Source organism: Streptosporangium sp. NPDC020072 (genome assembly GCF_040631445.1).
Classification (GTDB): domain Bacteria; phylum Actinomycetota; class Actinomycetes; order Streptosporangiales; family Streptosporangiaceae; genus Streptosporangium.
The window spans coordinates 378,162-395,421 of sequence record NZ_JBEYAB010000001.1 but is presented as its reverse complement, the minus strand read 5'-3'; the positions used below and the strand labels follow the sequence as shown (position 1 = coordinate 395,421).

Genomic DNA, 17,260 nt, shown 5'->3' with positions numbered 1-17,260 from the left:
GCTCCCGGGCGGCGGCTGCGGAGGGACGGGCACGTGTTGTTATCCGACTATGCCTTGACGTCTCGCGCTGACGGATGCGTTGATTGGTGTACAGCCTCTGACAACGTTGTCATCTTCTCCATGGGCCCTTCGGAGCCTCGACCCCGAAGGGGCGGCAAGACCATGTGACGACGGTTGGACGGCTGTGGCGGGCCCTGCCCACCTGACCTCCTACAGCGGGGGCGGACAGGGGGCACGACGGGGCCGCGGACAGGCCGAGGTCCTCCCCCGGTGGACGGGGCCGGGGAGGGTCGGCGGTCGGTCACGGCAGGGGAGCCGAGGGGCTCACCAGCGAGTCGCCCAGGGCGGTGCGGTGATACAGCACTCCGCGCCCCGTGCGGTTGCCCGTCACCAGGCCCGCCCCACGCAGGGCGGCCAGGTGGCCGCCGACGGTGCCGAGGCTCAGGCCGAGCAGGCGGACGAGCTGGCTGGTCGTAGCGGGAACCGCCAGCTCAAGCAGGACCCGGGCCCTGGTCCTGCCGATCAGCGTGGCCAGGCCGTCCGGCGTCTCATGCGTGATCCCCGTGCCCCGCGCCGGATATCCGATCGCGTACGGCCAGGCCTGTTCGAGGTAGGAGCTGACCCCGGAAACGAAGGGGGACGGCACGAAAAGAAGCCCCCGCCCCTCAAGGGCCACCTCCTGCCCGCCCGGAGCGACCTCGATGACCCCCTCGGGGCGCCAGCGCACCCGGGGGTTGAGGTCGTCCAGTGCGGCCGCCCAGCCGTAGGTGGCCAGCCGGCCCGCCCGCTGGACCACGTCCCGTTCCAGGATCGCGTGGACGCGCGGCCAGATGGGGGAGACGATCCGGGCCCAGACCGCTTCGAGGGCGTCGGCGAACAGTTCGACGACGCCCGGCGAGAACAACACGTCAAGGACGGCCTCCGGGGGCCGGGGCATGCCCTCCAGGTTCCTGGCGATCTCCTGGTGCGCCTGGGCGGCGGGCGTCGCCCGTACGGCGGAGAGCTCCGTCTCGAAGGAGGTGTTCACCCCGTCGGGCGGCGGCGCGGGGAAGTCGGCGTTGTAGTGCCGCTCGCGGAACAGCGAGACCATCGGGCCGAGTCCCGGCCGCTCCGCCAGCAGCCGGCCGTACGGCTCGCGCGCCTGGCGTATCCAGGAGAGCCACACCCCGGCCTCCCATTTGCCCGACAGCAGCCAGAGGGCCTGCTTGGTCACCATGAGCGGGGAGATCGCGAACCTGCTGGTCACGATGTCCTGCGGACTGACCTTGATGAGATATCCCATTCGGCACCTTTCGGGAATGGTCGAAAGGTTAGCCTGCCGCCCCGGTGTCTCCCAGCATCGTGCCCATGCTCTTCACGGGGAAAGACGGCGCGACCTATTCCGAGGTCTTCGCCAACGGGCAGTTCCGGGTGCTGTTCGGCAGTTTCACGTTCCTTGTCGTCGGAGACCAGGTCAAGATGCTCGCCTTGGCGGCGCTGGTCTACGCCAGGACCGGCTCGCCGGGTCTGTCGGCGATGGCCTACATGCTGGCCTTCCTGCCGTACGCGGTCGGCGGGACGTTCCTGCTCTCCCTCGCCGACCGGATACGGCCGCGCGCCCTGATGATCGTCGGGGAGCTGGTCCGGGTGGTGACATGCCTGCTGCTTGCCCTCACCGGGATGCCGGTCTGGATGATGCTGGTGCTCGTCCTGGTGACGGGCCTGTTCTCACCCGTCTTCGGGGCGGCCCGCAGTGCCCTGCTTCCCGAACTGCTGCCGGGGGACACGTTCGTGCTGGCCAGGTCCGTGCTGTCCATGACGTCCGCGGGGGCGCAGATCGCCGGACTGGGGCTGGGCGGCGGTGTCCTGGCCGTCGCGGGGCCGGCGGGGGCGCTCACCGCGACCGCCGTGCTGTCCGTGCTCTCCGCCCTGGTGCTGCGCGCCGGGCTGTCCGACCTGCCCGCCCGCGGTGTACAGCGGGGCGGCGCGGTCGCGGAGACGCTGCGGGTCAACCGGGACCTGCTCGCCGACCCCGGGGTGCGTGGGCTGCTGTTCGCCCAGTGGCTGCCCACCTCGTTCCTGTCCGGGGCGGAGGCGATGCTCGTCCCCTACCTGGGGGAGACGGCCGGGGTCGCGCTGGCCGCGGCGTGTGTCGGGCTGGCGGTCGGCAACCTCCTGATGGGGCGGTTCGCCGCGCCGTACACCCGGGAGCGGCTGGCGGCGCCGCTGGCGGTGCTGTCGGGGCTGCCGCTGCTCGCCTTCGCGCTCACGCCGGGACTCGCCGTCTCCGGGCTGGCGCTCCTGCTGGCCACCGCGGCGAGCGGCGCCTGTCAGCTCGGCCTGCAGCGCAGGTTCGTCGAGGCGGTTCCCGAGCGGGTCAGGGGGCAGTCGTTCGGGCTGGCGGGGGCGGGCCTGATGACCGGTCAGGCGGTCGGCGCCGCCCTGGTGGGGGGAGTCTCCGAGGTCGTCGCGCCGAGCCTGGCGGTCGCCGGGGCGGGTGTCGCCGTGATCGTCTCCGCCCTCGTCCTCTGGAGGCACCTGCGGCCCGGGCCCGTGGCCGGGGCGTCGTGACCCGCTCAGGCGAGGCGCCACTCCTGGTTGGGCCGGCCGTAGACACAGGTCCACTGGTCGATGCCGGAGCCGTCGTCGGTGCCCGCGTTCTCGACGTCCAGGCATTTGCCGCTGTGCCGGGCCACCAGGATGAAGTAGCCGCTGTCGCGCTGCAGGAGCTTCCACTCCTGGTTGGGCTGGTCGTCGAGGCAGGTCCACTGGTGGACGTTGGCGCCGCTCCTGGTGCTGACGCCCTCGACGTCCAGGCACTTGCCGCTGTGGGTCGCCCTCAGGGTGTAGTAGCCGTCGCTGGTGGCGACCAGGTTCCACTCCTGGTTGGGCTGGTCGTCGAGGCAGGTCCACTGGTGGAGGTCGGCGCCGTTCCTGGTGCTGACCCTCTCGACGTCCAGGCACTTGTCGCTGTGCCGGGCCACCAGGCTCGCCCTGAACCGGAACCCCGCCTTCGTTCCTGTTTCACCCGTTCTCGCCGCACCACCCGTCGCGACGGCCGTGGACGGGCCGAGAAGGGGGACGGTGATCAAGGCGGCCGCCAGGGCGACGGCACGACCTGCGCGGATGGGCCCCATCACGTCTCCCGGTGCTCTGAAAGATCGACCTGCACTTATTAGCACGGATGACGGAGCGTTTCGGTGAGTCACGTCGTGTGACGGCTCTGTGTCGTGTTCTCAGGCCGACATCCGGCCCAGAACACCCCGCGGGGTCAGGGGGGAGGCAGTTCTCCCGACCCCCTGGGGATGAGCCTGGTCGGCAGCTCGACGTGCTCGGCGGGACCGGGGTCGCCCTGGATGCGGCGGAAGAGCAGCTCGGCCGCGGTCCTGCCGAGCCCGGCCGGGTCCTGGGCGACCACGCTCACCCCCGGCACCAGCAGGTCGGCCAGTTCGAAGTCGTCGAAGCCCACCATGGGCAACCGGTGCCCGGTGCGCAGCACGGCCAGCGTCACCCGGCCGTTGCCGGTGAACAGCGCCGTCGGCGGGGTCCGCTCCGAGAGCATCCTGGCCAGTGCCGCCCCCGCCCGCTCGGGGGGACCCGTCGCGATGAGGGAGTCGTCGGCGGGCAGACCGGCCTCGGCCAGGGCCCGCCGGTAACCGCGCAGGCGCTCCGCGGCGGTGAAGATGGACGCGCTGTCGCCGATGAAGGCGACGCGGCGGTGACCGTACCTGATCAGGTGGGTCACGCCGGAGCACGCGCCGCCCGCGTTGTCGCAGATGACGGTGTCGGCCTCCAGGCCTCCCGGCCGGTCGGCGAAGACGGCGGGCGTGCCCGCCTCCAACTCCGGCCTGAGGTACTCGTGGTCGGCTCCGGCGGGCACGATGATCAGTCCGTCGACCCGCCGGGAGCAGAAGGTGAGGACGAGCTCGCGCTCCCGCCGGGGGTCCTCCCCCGAGGAACCGCTGAGCAGCAGCGAGCCGTACCCGAGGGCGACGTCCTCGACCGCCCGGCTGACACCGGAGTAGAACGGGTCGGCCACGTCCTCGATCACCAGGCCGACACTCGACGTACGGCCGCCGCGCAGCCCTCTGGCGCTCTCGTCGCGACGGTAGCCGAGCCGTTCGATGGCCGAGCGCACCCGTTCGGCGGTCACCGCGTTGACCCCGCGTTCGCCGTTGACGACACGGGAGACGGTCTTGAGCGCCACCCCGGCGGACGCGGCGACGTCCTTCATGGTGGGACGGCCTCGGGAACCGCCCGTGGCGGGACGGCGATGGGGGCGGTCGGTCACGGCCCGATCATCGCCCAGACCCATTTTTTCGACAATGTCGTCCCGCAACGGACACCCCCGCCCCCTGTGTCTAGATTATGGCTGTTATGGCCTGTCCGTGTGGGCGCGTAGCGCCCGGTTGACGAACGCCTCGGCCGATCCGAGATAGCCGGTCGGGTCAAGGGCTGCGTCCACCTCGCCGGGGGTCAGGGCGATCTCCGGATCGGCCAGCAGCGTCTCGCGCAGCGTGCCGCCTTCGTCGGAGGCCCTGGCGCACGCGGCGTCGACCAGCGTCCTGGCCCTCGGGGTGCCGCCGAGCCTGACGACGACGTGCTCGGCCATCATCAGCCCCCGCGTCGCGCCCAGGTTGGCCCGCATCCGCCCGGTGTCCACGGTCATCCCCTCAAGCGCCTCACGCAGCCAGGCCGCGGCGCTCCCGGTCAGCCTGAGCAGGTCGCTCAGCGTCTCCCACTCGGCCTGCCACGGCCCGGCCGCCCGCTCGTGCTCGTGGAGCATGCCGCCGAGCGCGGTGGCGACCAGCCCGGGGACGCGTTGTGCGCAGGCCAGAACCGACATCGCGGCGACCGGGTTGCGCTTGTGCGGCATCGCGCTCGAACCGCCCCGGCCCGGCGACGACGGCTCGGCCGCCTCGGCGATCTCCGGCTGGGACAGTAGCTTCACATCGGTGGCGATCTTCCCCAGCGTCCCGGCCACGGTGCCGAGGGCGCAGGCCAGCCGGGCGATCGGGGTGCGGTCGGTGTGCCAGGGCAGGACCGGCTCGGCCAGCCCGAGCTCCGCCGCGAGGTACGGCAGCACCTCGTGACCGCGTCCACGCAGCACGGCCAGGGTTCCGGCGGCTCCGCCGTACTGGACGGGCAGGCGCAGGTCGGTCAGCGCGGCCAGGCCCTGGTTCAACGCGTTCAGCCAGCCCGCCGCCTTCAGCCCGAAGGTGATCGGCACGGCGTGCTGCAGGATCGTGCGTCCGGCCATCACGGTGTCCCGGTGCTCGACGGCCAGCCGGGCGCACGCGCTCGCGCACGCCGACAGGTCGGCGGTGAGCGGTGCCAGGGCACGCGAGGCGACCAGCATCGAGGCCGTGTCGTTGATGTCCTGGCTGGTCGCGCCGTAGTGCACGAACCGCCGGACCTCCGGCTCGACCCGTTCGCGCAGGGCCGCGACCATGGGAATCACCGGATTCCCCGTCGGTACGGCCGCGCGGCCGAGCTCGGCCAGGTCGAACCGCTCGGGCTCGCAGGCCTCCCGTACGGCGGAGGCCGCCTCCCACGGCACCAGCCCCGCCTTCGCCTGCGCGGCGGCCAGCGCCGCCTCGACGTCCAGCATCGCGGCCAGCCACGCCGCGTCCGACACCTCGGGCGCCGCGCCGCCCCTGGAGAACATCCCCGAGAACAGTCCATGGCGCGCTGACGAGGTCATGGTCACCTCTAGAAATGTCATGGCGACAGCCTGTCACGCTCCGGAGGAGGCGTAGGGACAAATAGAGAAGACCTCTTTGACGGGGAAGTGCCTTCCTTCCCGGATGTCGGCACCCGGTGTGGTTTCGGGCTGTTGCTTTCGGGTGGTTCAGGAAGGATGTCGGCATGGATTGCCTGGAGATCCTCATCGGCAGGGCCGAGCGTCTCGACCATGTACTGATCCGGGTCCCCGGCCGGGCGTTCCCCGGTCACGACGTGGCGCGGGCCGCCCTGCTCGGGTCACGCTGAGGCGGTGCCGAGGATGGAGGCGATCACGGCCGGGGTGTCGGACAGGTCGGTGAGGACCAGTTCGGCTCCCACCTCGCGCAGCGCGGCCTCGTCGCTCGCCCCCGTGGCGACCGCAACGACCCTGGCGCCGCCGTGGTGCCCGGCCAGGACGTCGTGCGGGGTGTCGCCGACCAGGACGGTGCTGTGCTCGTCGAACCGCTCGCCGTACTTCTCGGCCGCCCGTAGTTGCGCGAGCCGTACCAGGGGCGGGCGGTCGCCGTGGTCGAGGCCGTAGGCGCCGACCTCGAAGTCCACGTACTCGTCCAGGGAGAACGCCGCGAGCTTGCTGACCGCGATGGGCCGCATGTTCCCGGTGAGCACCGACTGCACCACGTCGGTACGGCAGGCCAGGGCCTTGAGCGCCTCCCTGGCGCCGGGCAGGACACGGCCGTGTTCGCGGATCTCGTGGATGCGTGCGTCGAAGCCGGTGGCGAACTCGTGGCACAGGCGCTGGAGCAGCGGCTCAGACGTCTCGATGCCGTGCGTCAGCAGTGTCTCGGTGATGATGGCCCGGTCGGTCCTCCCGGCGAAGGAGGGCAGTCCGTGCGCGGCCAGGACCCGGCCCGTCACGGTGGTGAACGCGTTCTCGTAGATCGTTCTGGTCAACGGTCCGACGGCGAGCAGTGTGTGATCGATGTCCCACAGAACGAGAGTGCGCACGAATCACATCGTATGAGGTGCTATGCCCCATTGAAGAGAAGACCGTGGTCAGCATGCGTCCTGTATGTGTAAGTTCGTTCTGCGGACGAATGTTCATTTTTGAACATCCCGCCCACCACCATGTCGCGACGACAGGGAGACGACCCCATGACGCTGATGGACGCAAAAACATGGACGGGACTGGTCTACGGGGACGGCTGGACCACCCCGCGCGGCGGAGACGCCGCGGTGGTGGAACCCGCGACCGGTGCCGAACTGGGGCGGGTCGGCATGGCGAACGCGCAGGACGTGGCGGAGGCGGCCGCGCTGGCCGTACGGGCTCAGCGGGAGTGGGCGGCCACCTCCTTCGAGGAGCGGGCGGCGGTGCTGCGGCGGGCCGGGCGGCTGTTCGAGGAGCACGAGCGGGAGATCCAGGACTGGCTGGTCCGTGAGGCCGGGTCCGTCCGCCCGAAGACGGGCGTCGAGACGCACATCGCGGCCCAGGAGTGCTACGAGGCCGCCGCGCTGGCCTCCCAGCCGCTGGGAGAGATCCTGCCGACCGCGAAGAAGCGGCTCAGCATGGCCCGCCGCGTCCCCGTCGGGGTCGTCGGAGTGATCTCACCGTTCAACTTCCCGCTGATCCTCGCCATCCGCTCGGTCGCCCCCGCGCTCGCGCTGGGCAACGCGGTGATCCTCAAGCCGGACCCGCGCACCGCGGTCTCCGGCGGCTTCTCGATCGCCCGCGTCTTCGAGGAGGCGGGGCTGCCCAAGGGCCTGCTCCACGTGCTTCCCGGCGGCGTCGAGGCGGGCCAGGCACTGGTCGGCCACCCGCTGGTACCGGTGATCTCCTTCACCGGATCGACCGCGGCAGGACGCAGGATCGGCGAGGAGTGCGGGCGGCTGCTCAAGCGCGCCCACCTGGAACTCGGCGGCAACTCCGCGCTGATCGTGCTTGAGGACGCCGACCTCGACCGGGCCGTCTCCGCGGCGGCGTGGGGCTCCTTCCTGCACCAGGGGCAGATCTGCATGACGACCGGTCGTCACATCGTGCACTCCTCGATCGCGGAGGAGTACGTCGCGCGACTGGCGGAGAAGGCCGAGCGCCTGACGGTCGGCGACCCGGCGGGCGGACGGGTCGCGCTCGGCCCGCTGATCGACGCCGGGCAGCGCGACAAGGTCCACGCCCTGGTCACCGGTAGCGTCGAGGCCGGAGCGAGACTGGCGGCCGGAGGCACCTACGAGGGACTGTTCTACCGGCCGACGGTGCTCGCCGACCTTCCCGAGGGCGCCCCCGCCTACGCCCAGGAGGTCTTCGGCCCGGTCGCGCCGGTCGTGCCGTTCTCCACGGCCGAGGAGGCCGCCGCGCTGGCCGCCGACAGCGAGTACGGCCTGTCCCTGGGCATCCTCACCGGGGACGCGATGCGGGGCCTGGCGCTGGCCGACCTCATCCCCACCGGGATCGTCCACGTCAACGACCAGACGGTCGACGACGAGGCCGTCGCGCCGTTCGGCGGGCTGGGCGCCTCGGGCACCGGCTCACGCTTCGGCGGGGGCAGGGCCAACGCCGAGGCGTTCACCGAGACCCGCTGGGTGACGGTGCAGGGCGAGATCGCGGGCTACCCCTTCTGAACGTGACCGAGCGGCCGCCGGCGCGTTCAGTCGCAGAGGGCGCGGGCGGCCGCCGCGGTGACGGTTGAGGTGTCGGCGGCGTCGCGTGGCCGGTTGCCCGGCAGCAGGATGATCCTTGTGGAGGGGCCGTACGGGCCGCACGCCTCCTGAGCGCCGAGGGCCGTCTTCCGGGTTCTTCTGGGCGCCGGGGGTACGGACCCCGCGCGGGCGGTCCCTCAAGGCGGCGGACAGGGCTATGGGGGCACCGGCGCCGCCTCGCGCGGGGACATGGCCTCTCCATTCGGGTGATCGGGGAGTGGGCGGGTCGCCCCCGGCAGAACAGCGCCTCGCCTGTCCTCGGACAAGGGAGAAGGCGGTCGATCGAACAGCCGTCGACCGGCCTCGGACCACGTCTCGGCCATCGGCCGGAGTCCCGTGCGGACACCTGTGCGTGTGGTCCCGGTCGTGTCCCCGGCACCCGGCGGCCACCTTTCCGTCCTACCGTTCAGATCATGATCCGCAGGCTCTCGGCCGCCACGCTGGCCGTCCTCGTCACCGGTACCGCCGTGGCCCTGCTGCAGCAGCCCAGGCCCGCGGCGGCGGAACACCGGGACCGGAATCCCGTCGTCATCGGCCACCGCGGCGCCAGCGCCCACCGGCCGGAACACACCCTGCTCTCCTACGAGACCGCGATCGCGCTCGGCGCCGACTACATCGAGCCCGACCTGGTCTCCACCAAGGACCACGTGCTGGTCGCCAGGCACGAGAACGAGATCTCCGGGACCACCGACGTGGAGAGCCATCCCGAGTTCGCCGGACGCCGTACGACCAAGACCGTCGACGGGCGGGCCGTCACGGGATGGTTCACCGAGGACTTCACCCTGGCCGAGCTGAAGACGCTCAGGGCCAAGGAGCGCATCCCCGACCTGCGCCCGGAGAACACCGCCTTCGACGGGCTCGCCGAGATCCCGACCTTCGAGGAGGTCGTACGGCTGGCGCGCCGCAGCGGCGTCGGGGTCTACCCGGAGACCAAGCACCCCACCTACTTCGACTCCATCGGCCTGTCGCTTGAGGAGCCGCTGCTTGAGGTGCTCGGCCGGTACGGCTGGCGCGGGCGGCGTGACCCGGTGTTCGTCCAGTCGTTCGAGACCGCGAACCTGCGGGAGCTGCGGGGACGGACCAGGCTGCGGCTGGTCCAGCTGGTCAACGCCACCGGCGCGCCGTACGACTGGACGGCGGCGGGGGACCCGCGCACCTACGACACCATGCTCACCCCGGCGGGGCTGCGGGAGGTGGCGGGCTACGCGGACGGCGTCGGCGTGGACACCCGGCGGGTCGTCCCCCTCGACGCGGAGGGGCGAACCCGGCAGCCCACAACGCTCGTCCAGGACGCGCACCGGGCCGGGCTGCAGGTGCACGCCTGGACGGTCAGGCCGGAGAACTCCCAACTCCCGGTGGACTTCCGGGCGGGAAACCCGGCCAGTCCCGTCTACCCGCGCGCGACGGGTGACGTGGCCGGGTGGCTTGAGCGGCTCTACCGGCTCGGGCTCGACGGCGTCTTCTCCGACGACCCCGGCGTGGCCAGGGCGGTCAGGGACCGGGTCCGGTGAGAACGGGAACCGCCGGCCACCCGCCCCTTGGGTGACCGGCGGTGATCCTGGGGCGATCCTGGAGTGATCCCGGCGCCTCCTATGCGACGGCGACCTCGCCGTTCTCCGCGAGGTCGTCCATCGGGCGCAGCTCGTCGGCGTAGCTCACCGAGACACGGCGCATCACCCCGGTGTCGCTGATCGAGTACTGGCCCAGGCGCCACAGCGGCGGCGAGTAGGCGTGGATCGAGACGCTGCCGTTCACGGCCCCGGTCAGCCGGTGGATGTGGTCGGGCCCGAAGGAGAACGACTCACCCGCCGAGACCACCGTCTCCAGGTGCTCGCCGCCGATACGGGGATTGCACTCAAGCAGCGTGCCGGTCACCACGCGGACCGCGCCGGAGGAGATGTCGTGGTCGTGCCAGCCGGTGTCGTCCTCGGGGCGCCAGCACAGCAGCCAGACGTCCACGTAGGCGTCCCGGTAGAGGGAGGCGTAGTGGCGGCCCCCCTCCTCGGGGAAGGCCACCTGGTCCTCCCAGCGTGACGGGTCCGCCGCCAGCGCGTCGACCAGGTCGCGGAGCTCACGCCGGTCGAGGGCGCGCTCCGGCAGGGCGTCGAAGCTCATCGGATGCCTCCCAGGAGACGGCAGCGCCCGCTGCCCTGGGACTGATTCACGTTCACTTGCGCGACTCCTTTCGGTTCAACAGACGGCTGGGGTTGGTGACCGCGATGGCGTGCCCGGCGGCCTCGCCGAGCGCGGGGTCGGGTGCGGTCGCGTACGGCTGGTCGGAGCCGTTGACCACGACGTCGATACCGAGTTCGCGGATGACGGCGTCGATGGCCCGGGGACCGTAGGAGGAGGTCTCAAGGAAGGCGCCGGGGTCCACCTGGCCCCGGCTCTGGCCGCCCCGGCTGATCAGGCGCTCGGAGTGCAGCGGCGCGAGCCCGGCCAGCAGGGCGAAGCAGACCCGCAGGTCGGGGTGGCGGGTACGGCCGAAGGCGGCGAAGGCGTACCAGGAGGCGTGCATCTGCTGGACGTACGGCACGACGGCGGGCCACCAGCCGGGGCCGGTGGGCGTCCCGGCGGGGCCGGGGTGCACGAAGAGCGGCAGGTCGCGTTCGGCGAGCACGTCGAGCAGGGGCGCGACCCCGGCCAGCCCCGCCTCGTCGCCGATGGCCGTCGCGGGCAGCTGGAGCCCGGCGAGCCCCAGGTCGAGGGCCTTGGCGAGCCTGGCCGGGTCGACGTCGGAGAGGCAGGCCGCCGCCCACGCGCCGAAGGGGGCGGGCAGCGCCAGGGCGTCCTCGTGGTAGGCGTCGATGAGGGGCCAGGCCTCCTCGGGCGGCAGCGTCTCGATGCCGAGCGGGCTGGACAGCGAGACCAGCGCCAGCTCCAGGTCCTCGTTGCGCGCCAGCCGTACGGCGAGGTCGTGGTCGGCCGGGTCGACCTCGTAGGGGGGCTCGCCGTCCAGGTGCAGGGTCCAGCCGTCCAGGCGGGGAGGAGCCGTACGGCGGCGCAGCGCGTCCACGAACGCGGGCGCCCACAGGTGCTGGTGCACGTCGACGGCCATTTTTCTCCCCTTCCTTTCGTGGTATTCCCTACCTAGAATATAGGTAACAGCTCTGACCTTACTACGTCTCCCGGTGACACGGTTCAGTGAACCGATTCAGTGAATCGGTTCACCTTATGGGGGGCGATGCCCCGAACCATCCGGATGTACGGCATACCCCTGTTCAGACGGGGGTTCCGGCATAGGGTGGACAAGTGCCCCAGCCACGGAAACGAGCGACTATACGTGAGGTGGCGAAGGCCACCGGTCTCTCCCCGGCGTCGGTCTCCTACGCCCTGCGCGGCCTGCAGGTGTCGGAGGAGACCATCGAGCGGGTCCGGCGCGTGGCCGCCGAACTCGGCTACGAGGCCGATCCGATCGCCCGCGCGCTGGCCAGCGGCAGGACAGGGACGATCGGACTGCTCTGCGGCTCGCTTGAGGACCTCTGGCAGCAGGCCCTGGCGGTCGGCATCGGCAGGTCGCTGAAGGACAACGACCGGTACGCGCTGATCCTGGACGCCGCGGGCGATCCCTACCGGGAACGGACCCTGGCCAGGCAGCTGCGCGACCAGCGGGTGGACGCCCTGATCGTGCAGCCGGTCGACCCGGCGGCCGAGGTGTGGCCGGAACTGTGTGAGAGCCTGCCGGTCGTCTCGATCGGCGACGGCCTGGCGGGCGCGCGGACCGCCGGGGAGGTCGTCTTCGACAACCGGGCGGGGGTCACGCTGGCGCTCGAACACATGCGGGACCGGGGACACGGGCGCATCGCCGTACTCACCCCGACCAGGGCGAGCACCCCGGACCGCCCGGCGGACGTGCACGTGCTCGCGGAGGCGGGACGGCTGGGCCTGGACATCGAGGTGGTCACCGCGCCGCAGGCGCTCACCGCGGCGACCGGGGTGGCCGACGCGATGCTCGCGGACGGGCACCGGGCGTTCTTCTGCTTCGCGGACTCGATCGCCTACGGCGTCTACGCCGCCTCGACGGAACGGGGGCTGCGCATCCCCGCCGACGTGTCGGTGATGGGCTACGACGACCACCCGATGTCGGGGCTGCTCACCCCGGGGCTCACCACGGTCGACTGGGACATCGACGGCATCATCCGCGCCGCCGTGCGCACGGTGGTGGCCGCGGCCGACGGCAACACCCGCCGCCGGCGTATCGTCCAGGCCCCCGAGCTGCGCGAGCGCGGCTCGGTCGGCAGGGGGACGGCCGCGCCCGGCGCCTTCTGAACGCGGCGTCCGACACGCGAAAGGCCCGGCACCGTGGTTCGGTGCCGGGCCTTCCTGCCGAGCGGACGGCCCTGTCGGGAGGCCGTCCGCTCATTGGCCGGTCCGTGGGTCCTCACGCGGGCAGGCGCCGTCGAGGGGACCCGGGATGGCCCGGTGTCAGACGCGCTGCCAGAGGGCCGGGACGTTCGGCGGCTCCCAGCCGGGCATCGCGGTGTGGCCCTGGAGGCAACGGTAGGTCGAGCCGCCGTAGGTCACGGTCGCGCCCGCGCTGTAGGCGGTGCCGGCGGCCCAGGTGCCACCGGGGTTCTGGGTCGAGGTCGAGGTCGGCGTCGGGTTCGGGCCACCGTTGCTGGTGACCAGGGTGAGGCCGTTCGCCTGCAGGATCTCGCCGACCGGCTGGAAGTAGGTCGTGCCGCCGGAGGAGCAGTTACCCGTTCCGCCGGAGGTGACGCCCTGGGCCTGGTCGCCGGAGATGAACGAACCACCGGAGTCGCCGGGCTCGGCGCAGACGCTGGTCCGGGTCACCTCGTAGACGGTGCCCTCCTGGTAGGAGACACTGCTGTTGAGCTGCTGGACGGTGCCGCAGTGCCAGCCGGTGGTCGAGCCGGAACGGCAGACCGAGGAACCGACCTGGGCGACGGTCGAGCCGTTCACCGGGATCGTGGCACCGTTCTGGACCACGACGCCACGCGGGGTCCAGTTGGAGTTGGTGGCGATCCAGGAGTAGTCGCTGCCCGGGAAGACGGAGTTCTGGAAGGTGCCCTGCGCGACCCGGTTGGAGCCGCTGGTGGAGCTGCCGGTGCTGCCGCAGTGACCCGCGGAGACGAAGCCGCTCTGGCCGCCACGGGTGGCGGAGAAGCCGATCGAACAGCGGCTGCCGCTGCCGATGTAGTAGGCGTCGCCGCCGCGCAGGTCGTAGAACGTCCTGGCCTTCTCGCTCGACTGCTCGACCTTGACCAGCGCCTTGTCCACGCCGCTGGCCGCGACGAAGGACTGGCCCGCGGCGACGTCGGAGGCCAGCACGACCACCGAGTTGTTGCGGACGTCGAGGTACCAGGCGTTCACCGAGGAGGGGGAGGACTCCTTGGCCTGCCGGTTGAGGCCCTCCTGGGCCGCGGTGAGCGCGGCCAGCGAGTGCTTGACCAGCTTGGCCTGGGCGCCGGTCTTGAGGATGGCGGTCAGCTGCTTGGAGTCGCTGGTGGCGACCACAAGGTCGGAGGTCGGGCCGGTGACCCAGGTGCCGCCGTAGGCGACGCCGAGCTGCTTGGCGACGACGGGCTCGACCTTGGAGGCCGCGCTCTCGTTGACCAGACGGGTCGAGGCCTGCTCACCGGTGATGCCGAGGTCGCGGGTGAGCGCGGAGACCAGTTCGGGGGCGGGCTTGACGACGGCGGCGGCCTGGGCCTTCGCCTGAGCATAAAGGGGATCGGCGGAGGCTGCGCCGGTGGTTACGGAGGCGAGGGCGGGGGTCGCTACCAACGCGGCGGCGAGCGTGACGCCCACTGCCACGGCATTTCTGCGGAGCATGTGATCTCTCCTCGTGTCGGGGGGTGCGCCGTCAACGTAACGGTTAGGACACAAGGAGCGGCTCTCTCAGAACGGCCCTATCACTGTGCTATGAAGATTTAACCGACATGACTTGATAAAGGGTGACACCGTTAGTCAACTCCGTCATCCCTATCTGGTACGTAGGGCGGAGGACGTCGGTTCAACGGGGCCGCGTCCATTGTGGGCGCCCCATCAGATTCTTTCGAGGGGGCGGTCGCCTTTAGGTGACGGGAGAACCGGGAGCGGGAGGGCCGCCGAGACCCGAGCGTGCATTGACCCGCCTGGTCTGCGCATCGCGGATGTCCTTCCTGGTTTTGTCGGTGCCGGCCGATACCGTGACGGTGTCGTTGCCGAACGTGATGGGGGTGGGGTGTGCGCAGGTCGTTCACGTTCCTGTTGCGCCTCACCCGTCACCAGGAGATCGCGCTGGCGGCGTGCCTGGACGATCACCGGGTCCTGTACAACGCCGCGTTGGAGCACCGACGCACGGCTTACCGCAAGGCGGGCGTCACGATCCGCTACGGCGAGCAGTCGGCCGACCTGAAGCACATCCGGGCGCACCGGCACCGGCCGGTCAAGGGCCGAGTGAAGACGATCGGGGTCAAGCGGGAGGGCTCCCGCTGGTACGTGATCCTGTCGTGCGACGACGTGCCCGCCGAACCACTTCCCGCCACGGGCGCGGTGGCGGGTATCGACATGGGGGTCGCCTCGCTGGTGACCACCTCCGGCGGTGAGCACGTCGCCAACCCGCGCTATTTCGCTGTGACCGCTGATCGTCTCGCAGCGGCGCAGCGGGCCCTGGCCCATAAGAAGCGCGGCTCGCGGCGGCGCCGTAAGGCCGTGGCACGGGTCGCCGCCCTACACGGCAAGGTCCGCCGCTAGAGCCTCGACCACGGGCACAAGGCCGCGCTCGCCCTGGTCCGCGCCTATGACGTGATCGTGCACGAGGATCTGCGGATCGCGAACATGACCCGCAGCGCCTCCGGCACGGTCGAGCGGCCCGCAGGGAGCGGAGGAGTCACGTCATGGTGCGTTACCCGGGTCGTTCCCAGCGGGGGAACGGCCGTCCGCCGTTCCCCCGGCCCTGGTTCCGGCCTTCGGGCGCGGGTCGTCAGTCGCCGAGGACCAGGTCGAGCAGCCAGCTCACCAGACCGACGATGATCGCGCCCCAGAAGGCGGCGCCGAAGCCCTCCACATGGAACGACAGGCGGAGCTGCTCGGCGATCCAGCTCGTGAGCAGCAGCAGGCCGGCGTTCACCACCAGGGCGAACAGGCCCAGCGTGAGCACGTAGAAGGCGCAGCCGAGGACCTTGATGATCGGCTTGAGTACCGCGTTGACGACACCGAAGACCAGGGCGACCGCGATCAGGGTGACGATCTGACTGCTGGTGGACGTCGCGGACACCGTGATGCCGCTCACAAGCTGTGTCGCCGCCCACAGGGCGGCCGCCACAACCAGGATCTTGATGATGATTCTCACGTTCGGGCATCCTCGCATGGGGGTCGGACGGGCATACCTGGACACTAAACAGTCTGGGACGCGTCGGCGCGGCTGTTCGGTCACGGATTCGGGGTCACGCCGTCGCGGCGTGGTGGCGCACATGCATGGGCGATGCCGTACGCGGGCAGAACATGAATGATCGACGCGATCTGGGGGCAGAAGGGCGCGTGAGGGGGTGAGGAAGTTGGAGACGGACCAGCTTGAGGCGCTGTCGGCCCAGGAACTGCATGATCGGGCGGTCCGCTACGCCGTGCACCACGGAGACTTCGCCTTCCTGTGGGAACTGCTCAAGGTGATTCCCGCCGCGGAGGCGTCAACCGGGAACGAGGACGAGACGGCCAATGATCTGAGCCGGGTCTCGGCACTGCTCAGCGACGCCATGGCGTCCGGTGAGGGGGAGCTCGGCGACGCGCTCCGTCCCTTCTACATCGAGTACCTGTCGCAGCACCCCGACGCCTGAGACGCCCGCCCGTGCCGGGCGCCCGCCGTACCGGCCGCCTGGGTAGGGTTGGCCGGGGAACACGGGGAGGAGCGTCATGGCTCGGGTGAACGTCGAACGGACCGAGAACGGCTTCGTGGCCCGCAACGGCCGCGGGGCCGAGGTCGTCATGGGCGGCGGCGACGAGCAGGGGGTCTTCACCCCGGTCGAGTTGCTCCTCGCCGCGCTCGGCGGCTGCAACATCGTCACCGTCGAGCCCCTCACCGCCAAGCGCGGGCACCGGCTCGTGCGCCTGGCGATGACCGTCCAGGCGGAGAAGGTCGAGCCGACGCTGCTCGGCCCGATCACCGTCACCTACGACGTCGAGCTCCCCGAGGGGGACGACGCGGCCGACGAGGTCTTCCGCGCCGTGGCCAAGCGGGTCGAGGAGCGATACTGCACGGTGAGCCGGGCGCTGAGGGAGCAGACCGAGGTCAGGCTCGAACTGCCCGAGTGAGGCTCCTCCTTGAGGAGGACGTCCGGTGATACCGGGTCATCTCCGGGTGTAGGCCCAAAATCAACCCTTGGATGACGTGCTCGTTACGTTCGCTTCTGTACTGTTGAAGCAGGTCAAGGGGTTCTGCGAAGCCCGGGGGAGCTGCAGCAGGAGACTTTTCACCGGAAACGGACGCGAGGGGGATCGCGTCCTAGAGCGGAGCCGCCGGAGTCTTGGGGGAGGCGAAGGCGGGCCCGCGATGAGGCCGGGGCTGGATGGTTGGGGGACCATTCGGCCCCGGGACCTCTTTCCAGGCGAGGGCCGGGCGGTTGGGGGGCCGCCCGGTTCTCGTCTGTCTTCTCCGGGTGTAGCCGATGTGCGCCGCCGTGCGGAGGACTGCTAGAGTTACCTCCGTCGCAGGCGCCGCTAGCTCAGTTGGTTAGAGCAGCTGACTCTTAATCAGCGGGTCCGGGGTTCGAGTCCCTGGCGGCGCACCGCACAAGGCCTCAGGTCAGTGACACTGATCTGAGGCTTTTGATTTTGGCATCGCGCGTGCCTCATGTCCGGAACGCACCTCTGTGCCTCGCTTGGGCGGCTCAGGACCGGTCGGTTTCTGGATGGACGACTACGGCACCAGAGCAACTGATCAGCATTGTTTTCGGATCTGGAGGAT

At 71.0% G+C, this 17,260-nt stretch carries 17 protein-coding genes and 1 tRNA gene; 9 read left to right on the top strand and 9 right to left on the bottom strand.

Annotated features, from left to right (window positions below):
* Nucleotides 1–301 precede the first annotated feature (301 nt).
* On the bottom strand, nucleotides 302–1,282 hold the full coding sequence (locus ABZ470_RS01895; protein WP_362909356.1) for a winged helix-turn-helix domain-containing protein: 981 nt from the start codon (nucleotides 1,280–1,282) through the stop codon (nucleotides 302–304).
* 44 nt (nucleotides 1,283–1,326) lie between these two features.
* Between ABZ470_RS01895 and ABZ470_RS01890 the strand changes: the two genes are divergently transcribed.
* Complete coding sequence (locus ABZ470_RS01890) at nucleotides 1,327–2,550, top strand: MFS transporter (RefSeq protein ID WP_362909353.1); 1,224 nt, start codon at nucleotides 1,327–1,329, stop codon at nucleotides 2,548–2,550.
* A gap of 5 nt (nucleotides 2,551–2,555) precedes the next feature.
* Here ABZ470_RS01890 and ABZ470_RS01885 read toward each other — a convergent pair whose 3' ends face one another.
* The 3 genes from ABZ470_RS01885 to pcaB form a co-directional block, all read right to left on the bottom strand.
* On the bottom strand, nucleotides 2,556–3,116 hold the full coding sequence (locus ABZ470_RS01885) for an RICIN domain-containing protein (RefSeq protein WP_362909351.1): 561 nt from the start codon (nucleotides 3,114–3,116) through the stop codon (nucleotides 2,556–2,558).
* Nucleotides 3,117–3,250: 134 nt separating this feature from the next.
* Entirely contained in the window at nucleotides 3,251–4,213 is a 963-nt protein-coding gene (locus ABZ470_RS01880) for a LacI family DNA-binding transcriptional regulator (protein ID WP_362774295.1), read from the bottom strand.
* A 141-nt stretch (nucleotides 4,214–4,354) separates the two neighbouring features.
* Nucleotides 4,355–5,704, bottom strand: a complete 1,350-nt coding sequence (gene pcaB, locus ABZ470_RS01875; RefSeq protein ID WP_362909349.1) for a 3-carboxy-cis,cis-muconate cycloisomerase — start codon at nucleotides 5,702–5,704, stop codon at nucleotides 4,355–4,357.
* Between the two features lie 143 nt (nucleotides 5,705–5,847).
* On the opposite strand from pcaB, the gene ABZ470_RS01870 reads away from it, so the two are divergent.
* On the top strand, nucleotides 5,848–5,970 hold the full coding sequence (locus tag ABZ470_RS01870; protein ID WP_352010328.1) for a hypothetical protein: 123 nt from the start codon (nucleotides 5,848–5,850) through the stop codon (nucleotides 5,968–5,970).
* On the opposite strand, the gene ABZ470_RS01865 is transcribed toward ABZ470_RS01870, so the two are convergent.
* On the bottom strand, nucleotides 5,962–6,669 hold the full coding sequence (locus ABZ470_RS01865; RefSeq protein ID WP_362774039.1) for a haloacid dehalogenase-like hydrolase: 708 nt from the start codon (nucleotides 6,667–6,669) through the stop codon (nucleotides 5,962–5,964). The two genes, ABZ470_RS01870 and ABZ470_RS01865, sit on opposite strands and share 9 nt — an antisense overlap.
* Before the next feature lie 147 nt (nucleotides 6,670–6,816).
* Between ABZ470_RS01865 and ABZ470_RS01860 the strand changes: the two genes are divergently transcribed.
* Both ABZ470_RS01860 and ABZ470_RS01855 read left to right on the top strand, forming a co-directional pair.
* Complete coding sequence (locus ABZ470_RS01860; protein ID WP_362774036.1) at nucleotides 6,817–8,277, top strand: benzaldehyde dehydrogenase; 1,461 nt, start codon at nucleotides 6,817–6,819, stop codon at nucleotides 8,275–8,277.
* A gap of 491 nt (nucleotides 8,278–8,768) precedes the next feature.
* Nucleotides 8,769–9,866, top strand: coding sequence for a glycerophosphodiester phosphodiesterase (locus ABZ470_RS01855; protein ID WP_362774033.1), 1,098 nt, complete (start codon nucleotides 8,769–8,771; stop codon nucleotides 9,864–9,866).
* Between the two features lie 79 nt (nucleotides 9,867–9,945).
* Here ABZ470_RS01855 and ABZ470_RS01850 read toward each other — a convergent pair whose 3' ends face one another.
* Both ABZ470_RS01850 and ABZ470_RS01845 read right to left on the bottom strand, forming a co-directional pair.
* On the bottom strand, nucleotides 9,946–10,470 hold the full coding sequence (locus ABZ470_RS01850; RefSeq protein WP_362909347.1) for a cysteine dioxygenase family protein: 525 nt from the start codon (nucleotides 10,468–10,470) through the stop codon (nucleotides 9,946–9,948).
* A 52-nt stretch (nucleotides 10,471–10,522) separates the two neighbouring features.
* Nucleotides 10,523–11,413, bottom strand: a complete 891-nt coding sequence (locus tag ABZ470_RS01845) for an amidohydrolase family protein (protein ID WP_362909345.1) — start codon at nucleotides 11,411–11,413, stop codon at nucleotides 10,523–10,525.
* Between the two features lie 230 nt (nucleotides 11,414–11,643).
* Here ABZ470_RS01845 and ABZ470_RS01840 point away from each other — a divergent pair, with 230 nt between their 5' ends.
* The gene (locus tag ABZ470_RS01840; RefSeq protein ID WP_352010334.1) at nucleotides 11,644–12,624 is read left to right on the top strand and encodes a LacI family DNA-binding transcriptional regulator; all 981 of its coding nucleotides are present in this window, start codon (nucleotides 11,644–11,646) and stop codon (nucleotides 12,622–12,624) included.
* Between the two features lie 156 nt (nucleotides 12,625–12,780).
* On the opposite strand, the gene ABZ470_RS01835 is transcribed toward ABZ470_RS01840, so the two are convergent.
* Nucleotides 12,781–14,151, bottom strand: coding sequence for a carbohydrate-binding protein (locus ABZ470_RS01835; protein WP_362909343.1), 1,371 nt, complete (start codon nucleotides 14,149–14,151; stop codon nucleotides 12,781–12,783).
* Nucleotides 14,152–14,544: 393 nt separating this feature from the next.
* Here ABZ470_RS01835 and ABZ470_RS01830 point away from each other — a divergent pair, with 393 nt between their 5' ends.
* The gene (locus tag ABZ470_RS01830; RefSeq protein ID WP_362909340.1) at nucleotides 14,545–15,054 is read left to right on the top strand and encodes a transposase; all 510 of its coding nucleotides are present in this window, start codon (nucleotides 14,545–14,547) and stop codon (nucleotides 15,052–15,054) included.
* A gap of 229 nt (nucleotides 15,055–15,283) precedes the next feature.
* On the opposite strand, the gene ABZ470_RS01825 is transcribed toward ABZ470_RS01830, so the two are convergent.
* Nucleotides 15,284–15,652, bottom strand: coding sequence for a phage holin family protein (locus ABZ470_RS01825; protein ID WP_352010336.1), 369 nt, complete (start codon nucleotides 15,650–15,652; stop codon nucleotides 15,284–15,286).
* A gap of 196 nt (nucleotides 15,653–15,848) precedes the next feature.
* On the opposite strand from ABZ470_RS01825, the gene ABZ470_RS01820 reads away from it, so the two are divergent.
* The 3 genes from ABZ470_RS01820 (at nucleotide 15,849) to ABZ470_RS01810 (ending at nucleotide 17,081) form a co-directional block, all read left to right on the top strand.
* Nucleotides 15,849–16,133 carry a hypothetical protein gene (locus ABZ470_RS01820; protein ID WP_352010337.1) on the top strand — a complete coding sequence of 95 codons (285 nt, stop codon included), beginning with the start codon at nucleotides 15,849–15,851 and terminating at the stop codon, nucleotides 16,131–16,133.
* A gap of 76 nt (nucleotides 16,134–16,209) precedes the next feature.
* The gene (locus ABZ470_RS01815; RefSeq protein ID WP_362909339.1) at nucleotides 16,210–16,608 is read left to right on the top strand and encodes an OsmC family protein; all 399 of its coding nucleotides are present in this window, start codon (nucleotides 16,210–16,212) and stop codon (nucleotides 16,606–16,608) included.
* Nucleotides 16,609–17,007: 399 nt separating this feature from the next.
* Nucleotides 17,008–17,081, top strand: a tRNA-Lys gene (locus ABZ470_RS01810).
* Nucleotides 17,082–17,260 lie beyond the last annotated feature (179 nt).

What these genes read in the sequence shown, in the direction of transcription:
- ABZ470_RS01870 (WP_352010328.1), top strand. Translation starts at nt 5,848, where the DNA reads ATGGATTGCCTGGAGATCCTCATCGGCAGGGCCGAGCGTCTCGACCAT.
- pcaB (WP_362909349.1), bottom strand. Translation starts at nt 5,704, where the DNA reads ATGACATTTCTAGAGGTGACCATGACCTCGTCAGCGCGCCATGGACTG.
- ABZ470_RS01835 (WP_362909343.1), bottom strand. Translation starts at nt 14,151, where the DNA reads ATGCTCCGCAGAAATGCCGTGGCAGTGGGCGTCACGCTCGCCGCCGCG.
- ABZ470_RS01885 (WP_362909351.1), bottom strand. Translation starts at nt 3,116, where the DNA reads ATGGGGCCCATCCGCGCAGGTCGTGCCGTCGCCCTGGCGGCCGCCTTG.
- ABZ470_RS01855 (WP_362774033.1), top strand. Translation starts at nt 8,769, where the DNA reads ATGATCCGCAGGCTCTCGGCCGCCACGCTGGCCGTCCTCGTCACCGGT.
- ABZ470_RS01895 (WP_362909356.1), bottom strand. Translation starts at nt 1,282, where the DNA reads ATGGGATATCTCATCAAGGTCAGTCCGCAGGACATCGTGACCAGCAGG.
- ABZ470_RS01860 (WP_362774036.1), top strand. Translation starts at nt 6,817, where the DNA reads ATGACGCTGATGGACGCAAAAACATGGACGGGACTGGTCTACGGGGAC.
- ABZ470_RS01815 (WP_362909339.1), top strand. Translation starts at nt 16,210, where the DNA reads ATGGCTCGGGTGAACGTCGAACGGACCGAGAACGGCTTCGTGGCCCGC.
- ABZ470_RS01845 (WP_362909345.1), bottom strand. Translation starts at nt 11,413, where the DNA reads ATGGCCGTCGACGTGCACCAGCACCTGTGGGCGCCCGCGTTCGTGGAC.
- ABZ470_RS01850 (WP_362909347.1), bottom strand. Translation starts at nt 10,470, where the DNA reads ATGAGCTTCGACGCCCTGCCGGAGCGCGCCCTCGACCGGCGTGAGCTC.
- ABZ470_RS01880 (WP_362774295.1), bottom strand. Translation starts at nt 4,213, where the DNA reads ATGAAGGACGTCGCCGCGTCCGCCGGGGTGGCGCTCAAGACCGTCTCC.